Raw genomic sequence first — 18,765 nt, forward strand, 5'->3', positions numbered from 1 at the left:
GTTTTTTGATTAATTGAATGTTATTGTTTTTTAAGTTCACGCACTTCTGCGCGCAGCTTCATGATCTGCCGCAATGCCACAGCAGTTTTTTCCCAGGCTTTGTGCGTGTCGATCGGGAAAATTCCGGTGTATGCCCCTGCCTCGGTGATTGAACTCATGACCGTGGTGGCTGCTGAAATGTGCGTACCCTCCACAATGTTCAAGTGCCCCAGCACCATGGCCGCGCCGCCAATTGTGCAGCGTGCGCCTATTTTGGTGCTGCCAGCCACGCCGACACAACCTGCCATGGCGGTGTGCTCGCCGATCTCCACATTGTGGGCAACCATGATTTGATTGTCCAGCTTTACACCGTACCCAATCAAAGTGTCATCCAGCGCACCTCGGTCGATGGTGGTGTTGGCACCTATTTCAACTTCGTCGGCGATGAGAACCCGACCCACCTGTGGAATCTTGATCCATGCACCATTCTCGGGTGCAAAACCAAATCCATCGGCGCCAATCACCGCCCCACTGTGAACGATGCAGTTTCGCCCAAGTTCGCATTCGTCATAGACCACAGCATTGGGGTAAATTCTTGTGTTCTCACCCACTTTGACACCACGCCCCAGCACAACCCCAGCACCAATGTTCACGCCGGCAGCAATCACCGCATGAGCCCCAATCACCGCATTGGCTTGAATAGACGCGTCTGGATCGACGATTGCTTCAGGATCAACCACCGCACTGGGATGGATGCCCGCGGGCACCTTGAACTCGCTGCGAGCAACCCACCACTGCTGAATGCGTGCGTAATACAGGTAGGGGTCTGCCACAAGCCAGAAGACTGGCCATGGCTCTGGCCTGGATTGAGTCGAAAGCCATTCGCGTAGCTCGTCAAACCGTGACTCGCGAACAATGACGACGCCTGCGCGGGTGGTCAAAAGCTGGCTTTTCAGTTTGTTGTTGGACAGGAAGCCCAAATGGCAAGCTTGCGCGCTGTCCAAAGGGCGTATGCCGACAAGTGCAATATCCGCAAGATCAACTTGTTCAGGCACCGCATTCAGAACCTCAACCCTGCCCCCAAACAGGGGCAGAAGCTCAGACAAGCGGCTGGGTGTGAATTTCACGGGCTAAAAGCAGGCTTATTTGCCAGAATCAAGTGCAGTCAAAACCTGGTCGGTAATGTCGATGCGCTTGTTGGCGTAAACAGCCTCTTGGAAAATGATGTCATATCCCTCTTTCTCGGCAATGCTTCGGATAATGCGGTTCGCGCGTTCTACGAGCTCACCCACCACCTGGCTTTTGCGCTGAGCCAGGTCTTCATCAAACTCACGGCGCTTGCGCTGAAAGTCACGATCCATTTCGGAGAGATCGCGTTGTCGCTTGGTCTTTTCAGCCTCTGACAAGGTGATGGAGTCCTTGTCCAGCTTGGCGGCTTCAGCTCTTACCTTGGCAGCAGTGTCTTCGAGGTCTTTCTGACGCTTGGCGAAGTCTTTCTCGAGCTTTTTCTGGGATTCAACCGCAAATTTAGAGTCGCGCAGGATGCGCTCAGTGTTCACAAATCCAATTTTGGTCGCTTGTGCATTGGCCGCTACAGGCGCTGCCAAAGATACGGTAATGGCCACTGCGGCGAGGGCTTTAGCAAAACGGTTCAAAACTTTCTCCAGATGAAAATAACAAGTAATAGCGCGGCTTAGAAGCCGGTTCCAATTGTAAATTGAATTCTTTGAATGTCGTCAGTCGGCTTGGTGTTCAGTGGGAAGCCCAAACTGAACTTCAATGGGCCGACCGGTGAAGTCCAGGAAATACCAAACCCGGTTGAGTAACGCAATTGTCCGAGTGAAATCTTCTCATTGCTCTGGTACACGTTACCAGCGTCCAGGAAGGTAAACGCACGGAAGGTTCGATCTTTCTTCAGACCCGGCAACGGGAAATAAAACTCTGCGTTACCGATGAGGCGTTTTGCTCCACCAGTGGGTACGCCGTCCGCATCCACGGGGCCGAGCGAAGAGGCGCGGTAACCGCGAACAGATCCTATACCCCCGGCGTACACATTCCGGAAAATCGGATACGGTTTGCCACCAAAACCGAATCCGGAGGTGATTTCACCGTTCAAAGCCAATGTGTACTTCTTGCTCAAGGGGAAGTAGACCTGTTCTTGATAAGTGGTCTTCAAGAACTCCTGCTGACCTAGCGGAGTGGCCAAATCGGCACTCAAACGGCGCAGGTGACCGCGGGTTGGCGCAATGGCAGAGTCACGGGTGTCCAGTTGATAGCCTGCATTGAGCAAAATGGCGTACGTTGAATTACCAAACTGCTGCACGTAGTTTTGGTAACGGGCGGGACTGGTGGCGTCCACACTCAGGTTGGTGCCTTCATAGGATGTTCCGAAAGACAGCCGCTCATATTCGGTAATCGGGAAACCGAACGACACACCGGCTCCGGTGGTGCCAATCTTGTAGTTACCCAGGTTCAACTGACTGGCGTCAGTTTGACGGTCGTAAATGTTGAACGAGCGGGAAACGCCGTCGATCGTAAAGTACGGATCGGTTTCATTGAACGAAATGGTGCGGTTCACCTTGCTGGTGTTCAATTCCAGACCCACTGTTTTGCCGGTACCAAACAGGTTTTGTTGCTGAATCGCCGCAGAAAGGATCAACGCATCTGTACTGGAAATGCCAGCGCCCAGCAACAGGTTGCCGGTTGGCTTTTCTTCAACCTCAAAGTTGACATCCACCTGGTCGGAAGTGCCCGGAACCGGCTGGGTGTCCACCTTCACGTCCTTAAAGTAGTCCAGCTTGTCTACACGCTCTTTGGAAAGCTGAATTTTACGGGCGTCGTACCAGGCCGATTCAAACTGCCGGAATTCCCGACGAATCACCTCGTCTTTGGTGCGTGTATTGCCACCAATGTTCATTCGACGCACATACACACGCTTACCGGGGTCAACCACAATATTGATATTAACTTCATGGGTGTCACGGTCGATGTCCGGAATGACGTTGGCATTGGCGAAGGCATAACCATAATTGCCCAGGTCGTCTTGAATGGCCTTGGTGCTGTCGGAAAGTTGTTCGCCGTTGAATGTTTCACCCGGTTTAATGGTCAACAAGGATTCCAGCTCTTTCTGTCGATCCAGCATGTCGCCGCTCAACTGCACCTTGCCAAACTTGAATTTGTCGCCCTCTTTGATGCTGATGGTGATGTACACATCTTGCTTGTTGGGGGAAATCTGGACCTGTGTGTTCTCGATGCTGAAGTCAGCGTAGCCGCGGTTCAGATAGAAAGACCTCAAACGTTCAAGGTCGCCACTCAACTTCTGGCGCGAATACTGGTCATTTTTGGTGTACCAGGAAGTCCAGGTGTGCGTGCCTAGTTGAAACTCGTCCAACAAATCCTGAGTCTTGAAGGTTTTCGCACCGATGATTTTCAGCTGCTTGATGGAGGCGGTCTCACCCTCCTCCACATTAAACGTGATCGCAACACGGTTGCGTGGCAAAGGTTTCACTTCGGTTTGAACTTGCGCGCCGTATTTGCCGCGCGCCAGATACTGCTTCTTGAGCTCTTGTTCGGCTTTGTCCAACAAAGAGCGATCAAAGATTTTACTTTCGCTGATGCCGATGCCTTTCAGTGCATTTTTAAGCGTGTCTTTGTCGAATTCTTTTGTACCGTTGAAGTCAACCGACGCAATGGCAGGCCTTTCAACCACGGTCACGATGAGCACGTCGTCTTTGGCAGAAATTTTGACGTCATCAAAAAAGCCCGTTGCATACAGCGAACGAATTGCTTTAACCGCCACTTCATCGTTGAATGTGTCGCCCACTCGAACTGGAAGGTAACTGAATACTGTTCCCGCTTCAGTGCGACGCAGGCCTTCGACTCGAATGTCCTTGACCTTGAATTCATTGATGGCCGCGTGTGCTACACCGAGCTGAAGGGCACAGCAAGCCACAACCGGATACACCAGGCGAGCCGGGAAAAGTCTACTTCTCATTGTCATTCAAAAAGTTCCTCCCAGCCTCGTCGACTGGAGATCAAATTAAGCAAGACTAAAACAGTCTCTGAATATCATTAAAAAATGCGATGCACGTCAACGCGCCTATCAAGGCCAGACCAATTTTCTGGCCTCGGATCATCCAGGCCTCGCTGACCGGCTTTCCCGTCAACAATTCGGCAAAATAATACATCAAGTGACCACCGTCCAAGACCGGAATGGGCAAAAGATTCAAAATGCCCAAACTCACAGACACCATGGCCAAAAAGCCCACAAAAGGCAAAAAACCCAAGCTTGAAGACTCACCCGCGGCTGATGCAATTGAAATGGGCCCGCTTAGGTGGGTCCATGACAGGTCGCCCGTCAACATTTTTCCCATGGCTGCCAGAGAAAACACACTGACCTCGATCATTTTTCCAACGCCGTCGGAAAGGGCCGAGAAGACACCGGGCTGACGCTCAAGCACATCGAGCTTGCCACCCATGCCCAATCCGATCCGGGAATAGGTCTTGCCTTTGCGGTCTGTCAGGTGCTCAGGCACCACTGTCAACTCGAGTACCGCACCGTTATCCCGCTGAACGCCAATCTTAACTTCTTTGGCCTTGCTTTCACGGATCATTTGCGTAAATTGAGAGGAAGACTCAATTGGCGTGCCATCCAGCGTTAGCAAGACGTCACCATTTTGAAATCCGGCCTTTTGCGCAGGGCTATCGGGCAGGACCTGACGGACGGAAACCTGTTGCTCGTAGGGATAAAACCCGGCTTCAGTCGGTAAATTCGGGCCAAGGTCAAATTCTAGTCTGTTGCTGCTGACAGTCGGCAAAGTCAAGGCCTGCCCTTCTCGCTGAACACGCACAGTCAGGTCTTGGTTGAACAGTTTGACACGAATGAGATCCCATGAAACCTCACTCCAGTCATCAGCCTTTCTGCCATTAATCTCCAGAATTTTATCGCCCTTCTTGAGGCCAGATTCCGCTGCAAGCGTTCCAGCCAAAGGTTGTGAAATACGGGTACCCAACACGGAGGTCTGTGAGAAAGAAATGACGCCATACAGACAACTGGCCAATATCAGGTTTGCAAGTGGACCCGCCAATACAATGGCGATGCGTTGCATGACAGGCTTGCGATTGAACGCATTCTCTAGCTGTGCTGGGCTTACATTGTGCAGGCTGTCTGGGTCTCTTTCGTCGAGCATCCGCACATAGCCACCCAGGGGTATCCACGACACAGTCCATTCCTCTCCGGATTTTTTACTGACCCATTTAAAAATTGGCTTTCCAAAACCCACTGAGAAGCGAATGACGCGAACTCCGCAAAGCTTCGCGATGCTGTAGTGCCCCAGTTCGTGGAAGAAAACCAGAATACCAAGCGCAACGATAAAAGAGGTCAAAGAATGGAGCATGGGTCCTCAGCGACTGAATTCAGGAACAGACTGACGAGCATGGGCGCGAACCTCCTGATCCAGATCAAATGCGCTGTCCAGGCTATCCACAGCGCGGTCTGCAAAACTTGCCATGCATTCACTGACCATTGCGTAAATGTCCTTGTAGCCAATTCGTTCATTGAGAAACTCATCGACTGCAATTTCATTGGCGGCATTGAACACCGGTGCAAGAACATCTGGCTTATGAAGGGCCTGTCGAGCCAGTGTCAGCATCGGGAAGCGGTTCAGATCGGGTTCTTCGAAGGACAGATTGCCGATTTCAGCCAAATTCAAGCGCGCTGAGCCGGACTCGATCCGGTTTGGCAAACCCAACACATGGGCAATGGGCGTTCGCATGTCTGGGCAGCCCAGTTGAGCCAGTACGCTGCCATCCCGATATTCCACCATGGAATGAACGATGGATTGCGGATGGATCAGGACACTCAAACTGGTTGCTGGCAAACCGAACAACCAGAGTGCCTCAATCAGTTCAAGACTCTTGTTCGCCATCGTCGCGCTGTCCACAGAAATCTTTCGACCCATGACCCAATTGGGATGCGCCACTGCCTGAGCAGGCGTAATTTGTTCGAAACAAGACAGGGGGAGTGTACGGAACGGACCTCCAGAGGCCGTCAAAATCAAACGGTCCACGCCATGACTGGCGGGTTGCTTGATGTCGTAGTCAGCAGGCAGGCACTGGTAGATCGCGTTGTGTTCGGAATCAATCGGCAAAAGCGTTGCTTTGGCCTTTAAACAGGCTTCCATCATAAAGCGACCCGCGAGCACCAGAGACTCCTTGTTCGCGAGTAACACACGCTTGCCAGCCTCCAGACTTCGCAATGTCGGAAATAGCCCGGCTGCGCCCACAATGGCTGCCACCACTGTGTCCACTTTCTCGTGCTGGCAAACAGTGGTCAAGGATTCTTGACCAGTCACTTCCAGAGTTTTGCCGGTCTGGCTTCGGTATTGATTTGAAAACCCAAGGGCGATCCATTGATCAAGAGACGCTGAATCGCAGATAACCAGGTGCTCGGGCTGAAAACGAAGCGCCTGCTCTAGCAAAAGCTGGATGTTTTTGTGGCCAACCAGGCAAAACACTTCGAATTTGTCTGGGTGCCTGGCAATGACGTCCAGCGTGTTGACGCCGATTGTCCCAGTAGAACCCAGAATGGTAATGACTTGTTTTGACATGCGAATTAAGCCCCGACAGCACCCAGCAGCAACATCGCCAAGGGGAGCACTGGCAATTGTGCATCAATGCGGTCTAGTACGCCACCGTGACCGGGTAACAACTGGCTACTGTCCTTCATTCCCGAATTGCGTTTCAGCAGGGACTCGAACAAATCGCCCACGATGCTGAAAGCACTGAGCACAGCCAGCCAAAACGAGAACAGCAAAGGTGAGAACTTTTGTGCCGCCTGAAATTGCCAAGTGTCTTGCAGGACAGTGTAATGCCCCGCGAGGCTTACCACTGCCCAGCTGAGAAGAATCACACACACAGTTCCGCCGATGGCACCTTCCCAGCTTTTGCCGGGTGAAACGCGGGGGGCAAGCTTTCTTTTTCCAAAAAGTCGCCCAAACACGTAAGCAAAAACGTCTGCCACCCAGCAAATTGCAACCACGCTTAACAAAAACACAACGCCATGCGTGTAAGCCAGCCCCAAAGCAAGACCTGCAGCGCAAACAAGCATCAAGCCCAAACTCAAATAAACGAGGGGTCGGGAAATCAATTTGATGGAGACCTGGCGAAGGCAAAATGGCGCAATGGACACCCAAAACACACCGGCCAAAGCCAGAATTGGAAAGGTGAGTGTTTCAGGTCTTGAAAGGTAGAGAAGACCACCGAACAGGGCGGTCGAAAAGACCGCATAAACCAGCGATTGGCTGCTTTTAAGGCCACCCAAGCGACCCCATTCCCAGAAAGCGGCCAGCAAAGTGATGCCCACGAATTCGTTCCAGCCGGTTGGACCGCCCCAACCCAGTACGGCCAGCAGCACGATCAAAAGTACAACTGCCGTCGCAATACGGGTCATCAGCATGTGGAAGCCTTTACGATGTTTTGCGCGATCAACTGGACAACCGCAATTCGGGCGGCACAGACAGTTGCTCAGACGTACGACCAAAACGTCGTTCGCGCTGATTGTAGGAAGCAATGGCCTCGTTCAGCATATCGAGACCGAAATCCGGCCAAAATTTGGGGGTGAAGTAAAATTCGGTGTAAGCCAGCTGCCAAAGCAGAAAGTTGGACACGCGCTGCTCACCGCCCGTCCGGATGAACAAATCAGGCTCGGGACTCTCGCTGAGACACAGGTGCGGCGCCAAATCGCTTTCCTGAATCAACTCGGGAGACTTGGCAAGGGCTGGCTGTGAAGCCAACATTTTTTGAGTGGCTTGTATGATGTCCCAGCGCCCGCCATAGTTGGCCGCCACATTGAGACACAGCCCGGTGTTGGAGGCAGTCAAGGCTTGCGCCGAATGAATTGCCGCCTGCAACTCGGGTTCAAATGCGGACACATCGCCGATGATTTTCAAGCGAATGTTTTCACGATGCATCGATTCAACATCACGACGCAAAACCCGGATAAACAAGCGCATCAAAAGGGACACTTCATCAGCCGGGCGCCGCCAGTTTTCGGATGAAAAAGCGAACAGGGTCAGGTGTTTGACCCCCAGTTCACAACACGCTTGCACCGTTCGACGTACAGCATCCACGCCGCGTTTGTGACCGGCCACACGAGGCAGCATGCGCTGCTTGGCCCAGCGACCATTGCCGTCCATCACGATTGCAACGTGCTGGGGAATGGACCCCGTCTCCGGAATTTCAATCGTCGAACTAGGATGGACGGTCATGGCGACTCAAACAGTCATGATTTCGGCTTCTTTGACCTGCAAAACCTTGTCAATTTCAGCAACAAAACGGTCAGTCAGCTTTTGGATGTCTTCTTGGGCACGACGCTCATCGTCTTCAGAAATTTCTTTGTCTTTTACGAGCTTTTTGAACGCATCGTTGGCGTCACGACGCAGGTTTCGAATGGCCACTTTGGCATGCTCGCCCTCGCCCTTGATGAATTTGGTGAGCTCACGGCGGCGTTCCTCTGTCAATGGTGGCATTGGGACGCGAATGGTTTCACCCATGCTGGCCGGGTTCAGACCAAGGTCAGATTCACGAATGGCCTTTTCAACTGCGTTCACCATGTTTTTTTCCCAGGGCTGCACTGTGATTGTGCGTGAATCGGCAAGACTCAGGTTGGCCACTTGGGAAATGGGCACGGGTGAGCCGTAATAATCCACTTGCACATGGTCCAGAATGCCCGTGTGCGCACGACCAGTGCGAACTTTCTGCAAATCTGTTTTCAGGGACTCGATGGTTTTGTTCATCTTGTCTTCGGTTTGGGTACGAATTTCAGCAATGCTCATTTTTAAATCACCGTATTTGAATTACATGTGCACCAATGTGCCTTCATTGTCACCTGTCACTGCACGATATAACGCACCAGGCTTGTTGATGGAAAACACGCGGATGGGTAATTTTTGATCTCTGCACAAGGCAAACGCTGTCGCGTCCATCACCTCGAGGTTTTTGGCAATGGCTTCATTGAAGCTGATGCGCTCATATCGCGTGGCGTCTGGGTTCTTGTTGGGGTCTGCCGAATAAATGCCGTCCACTTTGGTGGCCTTCAAGACGATTTCAGCGCCAATTTCGGAACCACGCAGCGCGGCGGCTGTGTCTGTGGTGAAAAACGGGTTCCCCGTGCCGGCTGCAAAAATGACAACCTTGCCCTCTTCCAGATAGCGAATGGCCTTGGGTCGGATATAGGGTTCAACCACCTGCTCGATGTTCAAGGCCGATTGCACCCTTGCCGTCACACCGGCGCGCCGGAAGGCGTCCTGAAGCGCCAGCGCGTTCATGACAGTGGCCATCATGCCCATGTAATCAGCCGTGGCACGATCCATGCCCGTTGCACCGGGCGCAACGCCTCGGAAAATGTTGCCACCCCCAATGACGATGGCCAATTCAATGCCAAGCGCAGCCACTTCTGCAACCTCTGACACCATGCGTTCGATGGTGGCCCGGTTGATGCCGTAGGAGTCATCTCCCATTAGTGCTTCGCCTGAAAGTTTCAGTAACACACGCTTGTATGCCGCCATTCATGCCTCTTAGTTACACCATGACGAGATTCTATAACGTAAATTCTCGTTGATTGAGATCCAACAAATAAAAAGGGGGATTCCCTGACGAGACTCCCCCTGTTTTCAGTGCAACACGTATTAACGGGCTGCAGCTGCGGCCTGTGCTGCCACTTCGGCTGCAAAGTCGTTGACTTTCTTCTCAATGCCTTCACCCACGATGTACAGGTGGAAGCCGTTAACAGCACTGTTGTTGCTCTTGAGCATCGCTTCAACGGTTTGCTTGTCGTCTTTGACGAAAGGCTGTGACAGCAGAGCCACTTCCTTCAGGAACTTCTTCACTGAACCCTCGACCATTTTCCCGGCGATGTCAGCTGGCTTGCCAGACTCTTCTGCCTTGGCCTTGGCCACTGAACGCTCGCGATCAATGTCTTCCTGGGGAACACCAGACTCATGCAGTGCCTTTGGCTTGGTGGCGGCAATGTGCATGGCCACGTCTTTACCCACGTTCTCGTCGGCGCCGGTGTAATCAACCAACACACCGATTTTACCGCCGTGAATGTAAGACGTCAGGCGACCCTGAGCCTGTACGCGTGAGAAGCGGCGTACAGACATGTTTTCGCCAATCTTACCAATCAAGGCTGTGCGAATGGACTCTACAGTGCCCTCACCCAGCGGCAATTCGCTCAGTGCGGCCACGTCTGCGGGTGCCTTGTCGGCCACCAGCTTGGACACGTTGGCTACAAACTGGATGAAGTCGTCGTTCTTGGCCACAAAGTCAGTTTCGCAGTTGACTTCGACGATACTGCCAAGCTTGCCTTCTGCATCGATGTAAATACCCACCAAACCTTCAGCGGTAACGCGTGTGGATGCCTTGCTGGCCTTGCTGCCAAGTTTGACACGCAGAATTTCTTCAGCCTTGTCCAGGTCGCCATCGGCTTCGGTCAGGGCTTTCTTGCATTCCATCATGGGCGCGTCAGTTTTTACGCGAAGCTCTTTTACGAGTGCTGCTGTAATTTCAGCCATTGTTCAATCTCCTGATGTCTGATGTACGGACACATTAAAAAAAAAAGGGGCGACAGGTCGCCCCGATTGAAGTTCGCAGGGTCAATCAGCCTTCGGCGCTGTCTTCTGACACTTCAACGAATTCGTCGTTGGACTTGATGGCCTCGACAACCTCGTTGACCGCTTGCTCACGGCCAGCCAATACGGCGTCGGCCATAGAGCGGGCGTACAGGCGGATGGCACGGGCTGAGTCGTCGTTGCCAGGAACAACGTAGCTGACACCAGCGGGCGAGTGGTTGGTATCGACCACGCCTACAACTGGAATACCCAGCTTTTCAGCTTCTGTGATCGCAATTTTGTGGAAACCAACGTCACACACAAAAATGGCGTCTGGCAGGGAATTCATGTCCTTGATGCCGCCAATTGATGAGTTCAGCTTTTCCAGTTCACGCTCGAACAGCAGACCTTCCTTCTTGGACATGCGCTCAAGGCCGCCGTCAGCAATGATGGCTTCCATGTCTTTCAGACGCTTGATGGATGTCTTCACGGTTTTGAAGTTGGTCAACATGCCGCCCAGCCAGCGCTGGTCAACGTAAGGCATGCCACAACGCTGCGCTTCTTCAGCGATGATTTCGCGGGCTTGACGCTTGGTGCAAACAAACAGGATGTTGCCGCGGTTGGCAGACATACGCTTGATGAATTTGGTGGCTTCTTCGAGCATCACAACCGTTTTTTCAAGGTTGATGATGTGAATCTTGTTACGATGGCCGTAAATGAAAGGGGCCATTTTGGGGTTCCAGAAGCGAGTTTGGTGGCCAAAGTGGCAACCAGCTTCCAGCATTTCGCGCATAGATGCTGCCATGAATTTCTCCAGTAGACAGGGTTAAATAAGATTTGCGCTGGGCCTGATTCATGCCTGAAACGGGCACCCTGTCGCGCAAACCAAGAAATTTGCCCAGATTCAAACCCGAAAAGGATGAAACTTGAGCAGCGGATGATTATACTCAACGAAAGCCCATTAGCTCAAGCAGGAATCTCAATAATTTATGAACATAGTGATTAAAAATGACGTGGACATCGAAAAAATGCGCGTCGCCGGACGTTTGGCCTCGGAGGTGCTTGATTTTATTACGCCCCACGTTGTCGCCGGCATCACCACCGGAGAGCTCGACAAGCTCTGTCACGATTACATGGTCAACGTGCAGGGAACGATTCCTGCCCCACTGAATTACGCGCCACCGGGCTACAAGCCCTACCCCAAATCCATCTGCACATCCGTGAATCACCAGATTTGCCACGGCATTCCTGGCGATAAGAAGCTGAAAAGCGGCGACATTGTGAATCTGGACATCACCGTCATCAAGGATGGATACCACGGCGACACCAGTCGAATGTTTGTGGTCGGTGAAGGGTCCGTGGCGGCGCGCAGGCTGTGTCAAATCACTTATGAAGCCATGTGGATTGGCATTGATCAAGTTCGGCCCGGCGCAACCCTGGGCGATGTGGGCCACGCCATCCAAAAATTCGCTGAGGGTTTCGGCTACTCGGTGGTTCGGGAGTTTTGTGGCCACGGGATCGGCACCAAATTCCACGAGGAGCCACAGGTTCTTCACTATGGCAGACCTGGCACAGGCGTTCGCCTTGAAAAAGGCATGATTTTTACCATTGAGCCCATGTTGAATGCCGGCCGTCGTGAAATCAAGGAAATGCCAGACGGCTGGACCATCGTCACCAAGGACCACAGTCTGTCGGCTCAGTGGGAGCACACAGTGCTGGTTACTGAGGATGGTTACGAGGTGTTGACAGTGTCTGAGGGCGCGCCCGCCAAGCCCGACATTGCGGCGTTGACGGCCTAGACAAACAACCCTGACAGGATCGGAATGGCCACAAGCCCGGAGCACCAGCAGCAATTGACGAACATGGATGCAGTGCGTCGAGACATTCGACAAGCTCTGAAAGGCGAGGCCTCAAGCTGGCTCAAGCCGCTCAGTGCGGCCGACAAAGGCAATCAGGTTGAGCACACGCTGACACACCGATGCATGTGTGTGGACGAGGCGCTTCGGCAACTCTGGCGTGCCCTTTCCATGCCTGAAAGCTGGTGCCTTGTGGCTGTTGGGGGATATGGTCGCGGAGAGCTGTTCCCCTTCTCGGATGTAGACGTTCTAGTACTTATTGATCAGGAGCCTGAGGCAGAGCTCGTCGAAAAACTGGAACAATTTTGCGGTTCGGGTTGGGACATTGGTCTTGAGATTGGCCACAGCGTCAGAACGCTGGACCAGTGTCTTGAAGAGGCAGGCAAGGACATCACAATTCAGACAGCACTTGTAGAATGCCGGCTAATCATCGGGAACAAAAAGAATTTTTCCGAACTTCAATTGCGTTTTGATGAGTCGCTGGATAAAAAGCAGTTTTTTCGAAAGAAGACATTGGAGCTTCAGCAGCGGCACGCCAAATACCAGGAAACGCCCTACAGCCTCGAGCCAAATTGCAAAGAAAGCCCAGGGGGGCTGCGGGATCTGCATGTCATTTTGTGGGTGGCCAGGGCTGCAAAGCTTGGCAAGAGCTGGTCAGAAATGGCCAGAAATGGACTTATCACGCCCTTTGAAGCGGCAAAATTGCGCAAGTACGAGCGCACTTTGAAGCTGATCCGCTACCAGTTGCACGTCACCACAGGTCGACGTGAAGATCGACTGGTGTTTGATGTGCAAACCCAACTCGCTGAATCATTGGGCTACAAAGCCACACCTGCCAAAAGGTCGAGCGAGCAGCTGATGCAAACTTACTACCTGGCGGCCAAATCGGTCATGCAACTCAACGCCATCCTGTTGCAGAACATTGAGCTGTCGATCTTTGGTTCAAGCAGCCAGCCCGTTCACATCGACGATGAGTTTCAGGCCATTGATTCATTTCTGGACATTCGTGACGACGATGTGTTTGCCAGAAACCCCTCGGCGATGTTGCGCGCCTTCATAGTGATGCAGCAAAACCCTTCTTTGAAAGGCATGAGTGCCCGCACATTGCGGCAACTCTGGCACAACCGGGTTCGGATTAACAGCAGCTTCAGAAAGAACCCTGTGAACAAGGCTTTGTTCATCGAATTTTTCAAGCAACCACGCGGCATTGTTCATGAGTTGCGTCGCATGAATGAAACCAGTGTTTTAAGCCGCTATCTGCCTGCATTTCGCAAAATTGTGGGTCAAATGCAGCATGACCTGTTTCATGTGTACACCGTTGACCAACACATCCTGACCGTGGTGCGCAATCTTCGCCGGTTTACGATGGCTGAACATGCGCATGAGTATCCTTTCTGTAGTCAGTTGATGGCCAACTTCGATGAACATTGGCTGTTGTACATCGCTGCGTTGTTTCACGATGTTGCCAAAGGCCGCGGTGGGGACCACAGTGAACTGGGTGAAGTCGATGCCCGTCGCTTCTGCAAAGAACATGGCTTCGATCAGGAAAGTACCGACTTGGTGGCCTTTCTGGTCAGACATCACTTGACCATGTCCAACACCGCTCAGAAAAAGGATCTGTCGGACATCGAGGTGATTCAGGAATTTGCTGAACTGGTCAAGACGCCAAGAAATCTGACCGCCTTGTATCTTTTGACCGTTGCGGACATTCGCGGCACCAGTCCCAAGGTTTGGAATGCCTGGAAAGGCAAATTGTTGGAAGACCTCTACCGGATTACTTTGAAGCAACTCGGAGGGCAAGCGCCCAATCGCCGCGAGATGCTGGAAGAGCAAAAAGGTGAAGCCAAGCGAATTTTGCGACTCTACGCCCTGTCAGACGATGTTCAAGACAAGCTTTGGGAAAATCTGGAGGTCTCTTATTTTCTGAGGCAAGACCCGAGCGAAATAGCGTGGCACACAAGGCATCTGTTCTGGCGTGTCAACGCTGAACAGCCAGTGGTGAAAGCGCGTCTATCCCCGATTGGTGAGGGGCTGGAGGTGCTGGTCTACACCAAAGACGAGATGGATTTGTTTGCCCGAATTTGTGGTTACTTTGACTCAAAAAACCTGAGCATTCTGGATTCCAAAATTCACACCACAAAGCATGGTTATGCGCTCGACTCTTTTTTGATTCAGCACGACAGCGGCGATGAGTTTTACCGCGAAACCATTAGTTTGATTGAAGCCGAATTGCAGGATGTTTTGACGCGCAAGCCGCCCTTGCCTGCCCCGGTTTTCGGTCGCATGTCCCGCCAATCCAAGCATTTTCCGGTTAGGCCACGCATTGATCTGAAGCCTGACGAAAAAGGAAATCAGTACTTGCTCAGCATTTCCGCGACCGACCGCACAGGCCTTCTCTATTCAATTGCCAAAGTTCTGGCGCAGTACAAGGTCAGTATTCAAACTGCGAAAATCATGACCTTGGGAGAGCGCGCCGAGGACAGCTTTTTGGTGTATGGCCCTTCCCTGTCCTCTCAAAAGCTGCAAATTCAACTGGAAGCCGATTTGCTTGAGCTGCTCTCCATCTAAACGGTGAGCAGCTTGCAAGCGATTATTCGTGTTGCAGCTGAACGAGTGATTTGAGAATGCCAAGCACTCGGCCCATGCCATCTTGAACGGTGCGCGTAATCTCGGCGTGAGAGATCTCGAGGGCACTGTCACCCACCCCTGCCGCCTGATTGACCACCAAGGCCAGATGCGCATAAGGAATACCCAGCTCTCGCGCCAGCGATGCCTCGGGCATGCCTGTCATGCCAACAATGTCAGCGCCATCGCGCGCCAGACGCTTGATCTCGGCAGCAGTTTCAAGCCTTGGGCCTTGTGTGCAGGCATAACACCCCCCGCTGACCACCTCTTCGTTGATGGAATTGGCCGCGTGCGCCAATGCCGTGCGTAGCGCATTGTCATAAGGCCAGGTGAAATCAATGTGCTGGACGGGTTCTTCCTGCCCCTCAAAGAACGTGGCGCCACGACCATGGGTGTAATCAATGATCTGGTCAGGAATCATCAGGTGACCTGGCATTAAATCAGACCGGATACCACCGACCGAAGCCACCGCAACGATTCCATCCACCTCAACCTGAGAAAGTGCCCAAATGTTGGCCCTGTAATTGATTTCATGTGGCGCAATGGTGTGCCCGTAACCATGCCGGGCCAAAAACACGATTTCCGTGCCGGCCAAAGTGCCAAAAGTAAGCGCACCGGAGGGTTCGCCATAAGGCGTCCGTTGAACCTGCCGACGCGTGACCTCAAACTCTGGCAGTTGACTTAATCCACTTCCCCCGATGACTGCGTACATGCGCTTCAACCCCTGTTCTTTAAATAATCTGCAAATCCCTCAGCAACCTCGGGATGCTTCAAGCCCAACTCCACGGTGGCCTTCAGGTATCCCAATTTGGAACCACAGTCGAATCGGGTTCCGTCGAATCGATAGGCCAGCACGGGTTGATCTTCCAGCAATGATGCAATGCCGTCGGTCAACTGGATTTCGCCCCCTGCTCCTTTGCCTGTTTTTTCAATGTGGCTGAAAATCTGGGAGGTCAGCACATAACGCCCCACCACGGCCAGAGTGGTGGGGGCTTTGTCAGGATCAGGCTTTTCTACGATGGCATTGACCCGTTCTGAACGCGCATTCCATGGACTACTGGACACAATGCCGTACGATTTGGTCTCGGCGCGAGGCACCTCTTGAACGGCCAGAATACTGGCATGCTCTCTCTCGAACACCTTGACCATTTGGGCGGTGACAGAAGGAACACCCTTGTTGGTGTCCATCAAATCGTCCGCAAGCAATACTGCAAACGGGTCGTTGCCGACGACAGGACGCGCGCAGAGCACGGCATGCCCCAAACCCAAAGGCTCCATTTGTCGAATGTAAATACAGTTCACATGACTGGGTACGATATTGCGCACCAAGTCGAGCATGGCTTTCTTGCCGCGAGCTTCCAGTTCAAATTCCAGCTCAGCGTTTTTGTCGAAATGGTCTTCAATCGCACGCTTGCTGCGCCCGGTGATGAACACCATTTCAGTGATGCCTGCCTGAAGGGCTTCCTCAACGGCATACTGAATGAGCGGTTTGTCAACGACAGGCATCATTTCTTTAGGGCTGGCCTTGGTCGCAGGCAAGAATCGAGTACCCATCCCTGCCACTGGAAACACTGCTTTTCTAACCTGAGTCATTGGAAATCTCCTGTTTTATTGTCCGATCAAATCATGCTCTGGAATTGTGACTCACTGAGAATGGTCACACCCAGTTGCCCGGCTTTTTGAAGTTTGCTGCCTGCGGATTCACCCGCCAATACAAAATCCGTTTTTTTAGACACGGAACCGCTGACCTTCCCGCCTCTTTCAAGGATGATGGCCGCGGCCTCGTCGCGCGAATAGGCTGACAGCGTTCCGGTCAGCACAAATGTTTTTCCGGCAAATGCATGGTCAGCGGCCAGCGCAGATTCTTGAGACACCACGGGCCAGCGCATGCCGATTCCCTCTGGATTGACAAGATCCTCGACCACCTTCCGATTGTCTGCAGAGCGAAAAAACTGAACGATTGAGCGCGCCACCACTGGACCTACGTCATTGACTTCCATCAAGGCCTCTTCCGTGGCGTCCATCAATTGAGCCGGCACTGGAAAGGCAGAAGCGAGATCACGGGCCGTGGCTTCGCCAACATGTCGAATACCCAAACCAAAATACAGGCGAGCAAGCGTTGTGGACTTGGACTGTTCGAGCGCATCCAGCAAATTGCGCACAGACTTCTCACCCATGCGTTCCAGCGAGATCAATTGCTCGTAGGTCAATCTGTAGAGATCGGCCGGACTTCTGACCCAGCCTTTGTCCACAAGCACCTCAATCAGCTTGTCGCCCAGCCCATCCACGTCGACAGCCTTTCGATGTGCGAAGTGGATGATGGATTGGGTCAATTGCGAACGGCAAACGAGCCCGCCGGTGCAACGGTGAACTGCTTCACCCTCTTCTTTGACCACTGCGGAGCCACACACCGGACAATGATCAGGCATGACAAACGCAATGCTGTCGGCCCCACGTACATTGCCATCAAAGGGCAACACTTCGGGGATAACATCGCCTGCCCTGCGGACAATTACACGGTCACCAACCCGCAGGTCTTTACGCTGAATTTCATCGAGGTTGTGCAAGGTTGCCGAAGAAACCACAACACCGCCAACTTTCACCGGTTCGAGCTTGGCCACTGGGGTGATGGAACCGGTTCTGCCAACCTGAACTTCGATATTCTGCAGGGTAGTCAAAACCTCGTCGGGTGGAAACTTGTGCGCGATGGCGAATCGGGGAGCCTTTGCGACAAACCCCAGATTTTCCTGAAGGGCGAATGAATCCACTTTGTAGACCACGCCATCAATTTCAAACGGTAAACTGGCTCTTTGTCGACCGATGTCGCGATAGTAGGCCAACAGCCCCTCGGCACCAATCGCGGTCTGGCTTAAATTCGACACTGGAAACCCCAGCGCCTTCAGCCAGTTCATCATGGCTGACTGCGTTTGCAAACGTTGCGAGAACTCTCTGTCGATGACCGCCCCGTAGCAGAAAAAGCGCAGGGGTCTAGCTGCTGCCACGCGTGGATCCAATTGGCGTATGGTGCCCGCAGCCGCATTCCGCGGGTTTGCAAACACCTTCAAACCCGCATCCGCCTGTCTCGCATTCATGGCGGCAAAATCGGCCTTGTTCATTAAAATTTCGCCGCGAACCTCAAGAATGGGCGGAAATTCCTTACCTTGAAGTTTCAGGGGAAGGTTTTTGATCGTTTTGACATTGGAAGAGACGTCTTCACCCGTGGTGCCATCGCCACGTGTAATGGCGCGAACAAAAACCCCATGTTCGTAAACAATCGAGATGGCAAGCCCATCGAATTTGGGATCAACGGCGTATTGAATCGTCTGAGTGGGCGGCAAGTCGCCGAAGTCCCGCACCCGCCTCTCGAACGCGTGCACATCGTCGTCTTCAAAAGCGTTGCCCAATGACAGCATGGGCACACGGTGTGTCACCTGTTCAAAAGCGGACACCGGTGCCCCACCCACCCTTTGAGTGGGCGAGTCCGGGCGCACCAACTCTGGATGCGCAGACTCCAAAGCCAGCAAGGCCTGATAAACCCGGTCATATTCGGAATCAGGCACCAAAGGCGCATCGAGCACGTAGTAGGCGTGCTCCCAATGCCGAAGCTGCGCGGTCAGCGCTTCAATCTGCCTGGCCGCATCCGAGGCGGAGCCTTGCGGGGGTTCTTCGGAGTCAAACAGGCTGAGGTTGGCCACGAT

The 18,765-nt window shown here is 52.8% G+C and carries 16 protein-coding genes; 2 read left to right on the plus strand and 14 right to left on the minus strand.

Translation table 11 applies throughout. The features are described 5' to 3' along the window. Nucleotides 1-20: 20 nt before the first annotated feature. The 11 genes from lpxD to rpsB form a co-directional block, all read right to left on the minus strand. Nucleotides 21-1,106 carry a UDP-3-O-(3-hydroxymyristoyl)glucosamine N-acyltransferase gene (gene lpxD, locus QQJ87_RS07240; RefSeq protein WP_284280875.1) on the minus strand — a complete coding sequence of 362 codons (1,086 nt, stop codon included), beginning with the start codon at nt 1,104-1,106 and terminating at the stop codon, nt 21-23. A 15-nt stretch (nt 1,107-1,121) separates the two neighbouring features. Then, a complete protein-coding gene (locus QQJ87_RS07245) occupies nt 1,122-1,634 on the minus strand; it encodes an OmpH/Skp family outer membrane protein (RefSeq protein WP_284280876.1) in 513 nt (170 codons plus the stop codon). 38 nt (nt 1,635-1,672) lie between these two features. Then, complete coding sequence (gene bamA / locus QQJ87_RS07250; protein WP_284280877.1) at nt 1,673-3,979, minus strand: outer membrane protein assembly factor BamA; 2,307 nt, start codon at nt 3,977-3,979, stop codon at nt 1,673-1,675. A 49-nt stretch (nt 3,980-4,028) separates the two neighbouring features. Continuing rightward, nucleotides 4,029-5,375, minus strand: a complete 1,347-nt coding sequence (gene rseP / locus QQJ87_RS07255; protein ID WP_284280878.1) for an RIP metalloprotease RseP — start codon at nt 5,373-5,375, stop codon at nt 4,029-4,031. 6 nt (nt 5,376-5,381) lie between these two features. Next, the gene (gene dxr / locus QQJ87_RS07260; protein ID WP_284280879.1) at nt 5,382-6,587 is read right to left on the minus strand and encodes a 1-deoxy-D-xylulose-5-phosphate reductoisomerase; all 1,206 of its coding nucleotides are present in this window, start codon (nt 6,585-6,587) and stop codon (nt 5,382-5,384) included. A 5-nt stretch (nt 6,588-6,592) separates the two neighbouring features. Continuing rightward, entirely contained in the window at nt 6,593-7,435 is an 843-nt protein-coding gene (locus tag QQJ87_RS07265) for a phosphatidate cytidylyltransferase (protein ID WP_284280881.1), read from the minus strand. Between the two features lie 28 nt (nt 7,436-7,463). Beyond that, nucleotides 7,464-8,246, minus strand: a complete 783-nt coding sequence (gene uppS, locus QQJ87_RS07270) for an undecaprenyl pyrophosphate synthase (RefSeq protein WP_284280882.1) — start codon at nt 8,244-8,246, stop codon at nt 7,464-7,466. Nucleotides 8,247-8,252: 6 nt separating this feature from the next. Continuing rightward, nucleotides 8,253-8,813, minus strand: coding sequence for a ribosome recycling factor (gene frr / locus QQJ87_RS07275; protein WP_284280883.1), 561 nt, complete (start codon nt 8,811-8,813; stop codon nt 8,253-8,255). 21 nt (nt 8,814-8,834) lie between these two features. Continuing rightward, nucleotides 8,835-9,545, minus strand: coding sequence for a UMP kinase (gene pyrH / locus QQJ87_RS07280; protein WP_284280884.1), 711 nt, complete (start codon nt 9,543-9,545; stop codon nt 8,835-8,837). Nucleotides 9,546-9,665: 120 nt separating this feature from the next. After that, nucleotides 9,666-10,550 (minus strand): translation elongation factor Ts, encoded by an 885-nt coding sequence (gene tsf, locus QQJ87_RS07285; protein ID WP_284280885.1) that lies wholly within the window; start codon nt 10,548-10,550, stop codon nt 9,666-9,668. 85 nt (nt 10,551-10,635) lie between these two features. Continuing rightward, nucleotides 10,636-11,391, minus strand: coding sequence for a 30S ribosomal protein S2 (gene rpsB / locus QQJ87_RS07290; RefSeq protein ID WP_284280886.1), 756 nt, complete (start codon nt 11,389-11,391; stop codon nt 10,636-10,638). 184 nt (nt 11,392-11,575) lie between these two features. Between rpsB and map the strand changes: the two genes are divergently transcribed. Continuing rightward, complete coding sequence (map, locus tag QQJ87_RS07295) at nt 11,576-12,385, plus strand: type I methionyl aminopeptidase (protein ID WP_284280887.1); 810 nt, start codon at nt 11,576-11,578, stop codon at nt 12,383-12,385. Between the two features lie 24 nt (nt 12,386-12,409). Continuing rightward, the gene (locus QQJ87_RS07300; RefSeq protein ID WP_284280888.1) at nt 12,410-15,010 is read left to right on the plus strand and encodes a [protein-PII] uridylyltransferase; all 2,601 of its coding nucleotides are present in this window, start codon (nt 12,410-12,412) and stop codon (nt 15,008-15,010) included. 22 nt (nt 15,011-15,032) lie between these two features. On the opposite strand, the gene QQJ87_RS07305 is transcribed toward QQJ87_RS07300, so the two are convergent. From QQJ87_RS07305 to ligA, 3 genes are read right to left on the minus strand one after another with little or no spacing between them, the layout of a single operon-like run. Further along, entirely contained in the window at nt 15,033-15,779 is a 747-nt protein-coding gene (locus QQJ87_RS07305; RefSeq protein WP_284280890.1) for an S-methyl-5'-thioinosine phosphorylase, read from the minus strand. Nucleotides 15,780-15,784: 5 nt separating this feature from the next. Beyond that, nucleotides 15,785-16,660: a UTP--glucose-1-phosphate uridylyltransferase GalU gene (gene galU, locus QQJ87_RS07310; protein ID WP_284280893.1), complete on the minus strand. Its 876-nt coding sequence runs from the start codon at nt 16,658-16,660 to the stop codon at nt 15,785-15,787. Nucleotides 16,661-16,686: 26 nt separating this feature from the next. Further along, nucleotides 16,687-18,762 carry an NAD-dependent DNA ligase LigA gene (gene ligA / locus QQJ87_RS07315; RefSeq protein WP_284280895.1) on the minus strand — a complete coding sequence of 692 codons (2,076 nt, stop codon included), beginning with the start codon at nt 18,760-18,762 and terminating at the stop codon, nt 16,687-16,689. Nucleotides 18,763-18,765: the final 3 nt, after the last annotated feature.

Source organism: Limnobacter litoralis (assembly GCF_030160455.1).
GTDB lineage: Bacteria > Pseudomonadota > Gammaproteobacteria > Burkholderiales > Burkholderiaceae_B > Limnobacter > Limnobacter litoralis.

Coding starts and splice junctions, on each gene's coding strand:
- bamA (WP_284280877.1), bottom strand. CDS start 3,979: ATGACAATGAGAAGTAGACTTTTCCCGGCTCGCCTGGTGTATCCGGTT.
- rseP (WP_284280878.1), bottom strand. CDS start 5,375: ATGCTCCATTCTTTGACCTCTTTTATCGTTGCGCTTGGTATTCTGGTT.
- dxr (WP_284280879.1), bottom strand. CDS start 6,587: ATGTCAAAACAAGTCATTACCATTCTGGGTTCTACTGGGACAATCGGC.
- QQJ87_RS07265 (WP_284280881.1), bottom strand. CDS start 7,435: ATGCTGATGACCCGTATTGCGACGGCAGTTGTACTTTTGATCGTGCTG.
- uppS (WP_284280882.1), bottom strand. CDS start 8,246: ATGACCGTCCATCCTAGTTCGACGATTGAAATTCCGGAGACGGGGTCC.
- frr (WP_284280883.1), bottom strand. CDS start 8,813: ATGAGCATTGCTGAAATTCGTACCCAAACCGAAGACAAGATGAACAAA.
- pyrH (WP_284280884.1), bottom strand. CDS start 9,545: ATGGCGGCATACAAGCGTGTGTTACTGAAACTTTCAGGCGAAGCACTA.
- tsf (WP_284280885.1), bottom strand. CDS start 10,550: ATGGCTGAAATTACAGCAGCACTCGTAAAAGAGCTTCGCGTAAAAACT.
- rpsB (WP_284280886.1), bottom strand. CDS start 11,391: ATGGCAGCATCTATGCGCGAAATGCTGGAAGCTGGTTGCCACTTTGGC.
- map (WP_284280887.1), top strand. CDS start 11,576: ATGAACATAGTGATTAAAAATGACGTGGACATCGAAAAAATGCGCGTC.
- QQJ87_RS07300 (WP_284280888.1), top strand. CDS start 12,410: ATGGCCACAAGCCCGGAGCACCAGCAGCAATTGACGAACATGGATGCA.
- QQJ87_RS07305 (WP_284280890.1), bottom strand. CDS start 15,779: ATGTACGCAGTCATCGGGGGAAGTGGATTAAGTCAACTGCCAGAGTTT.
- galU (WP_284280893.1), bottom strand. CDS start 16,660: ATGACTCAGGTTAGAAAAGCAGTGTTTCCAGTGGCAGGGATGGGTACT.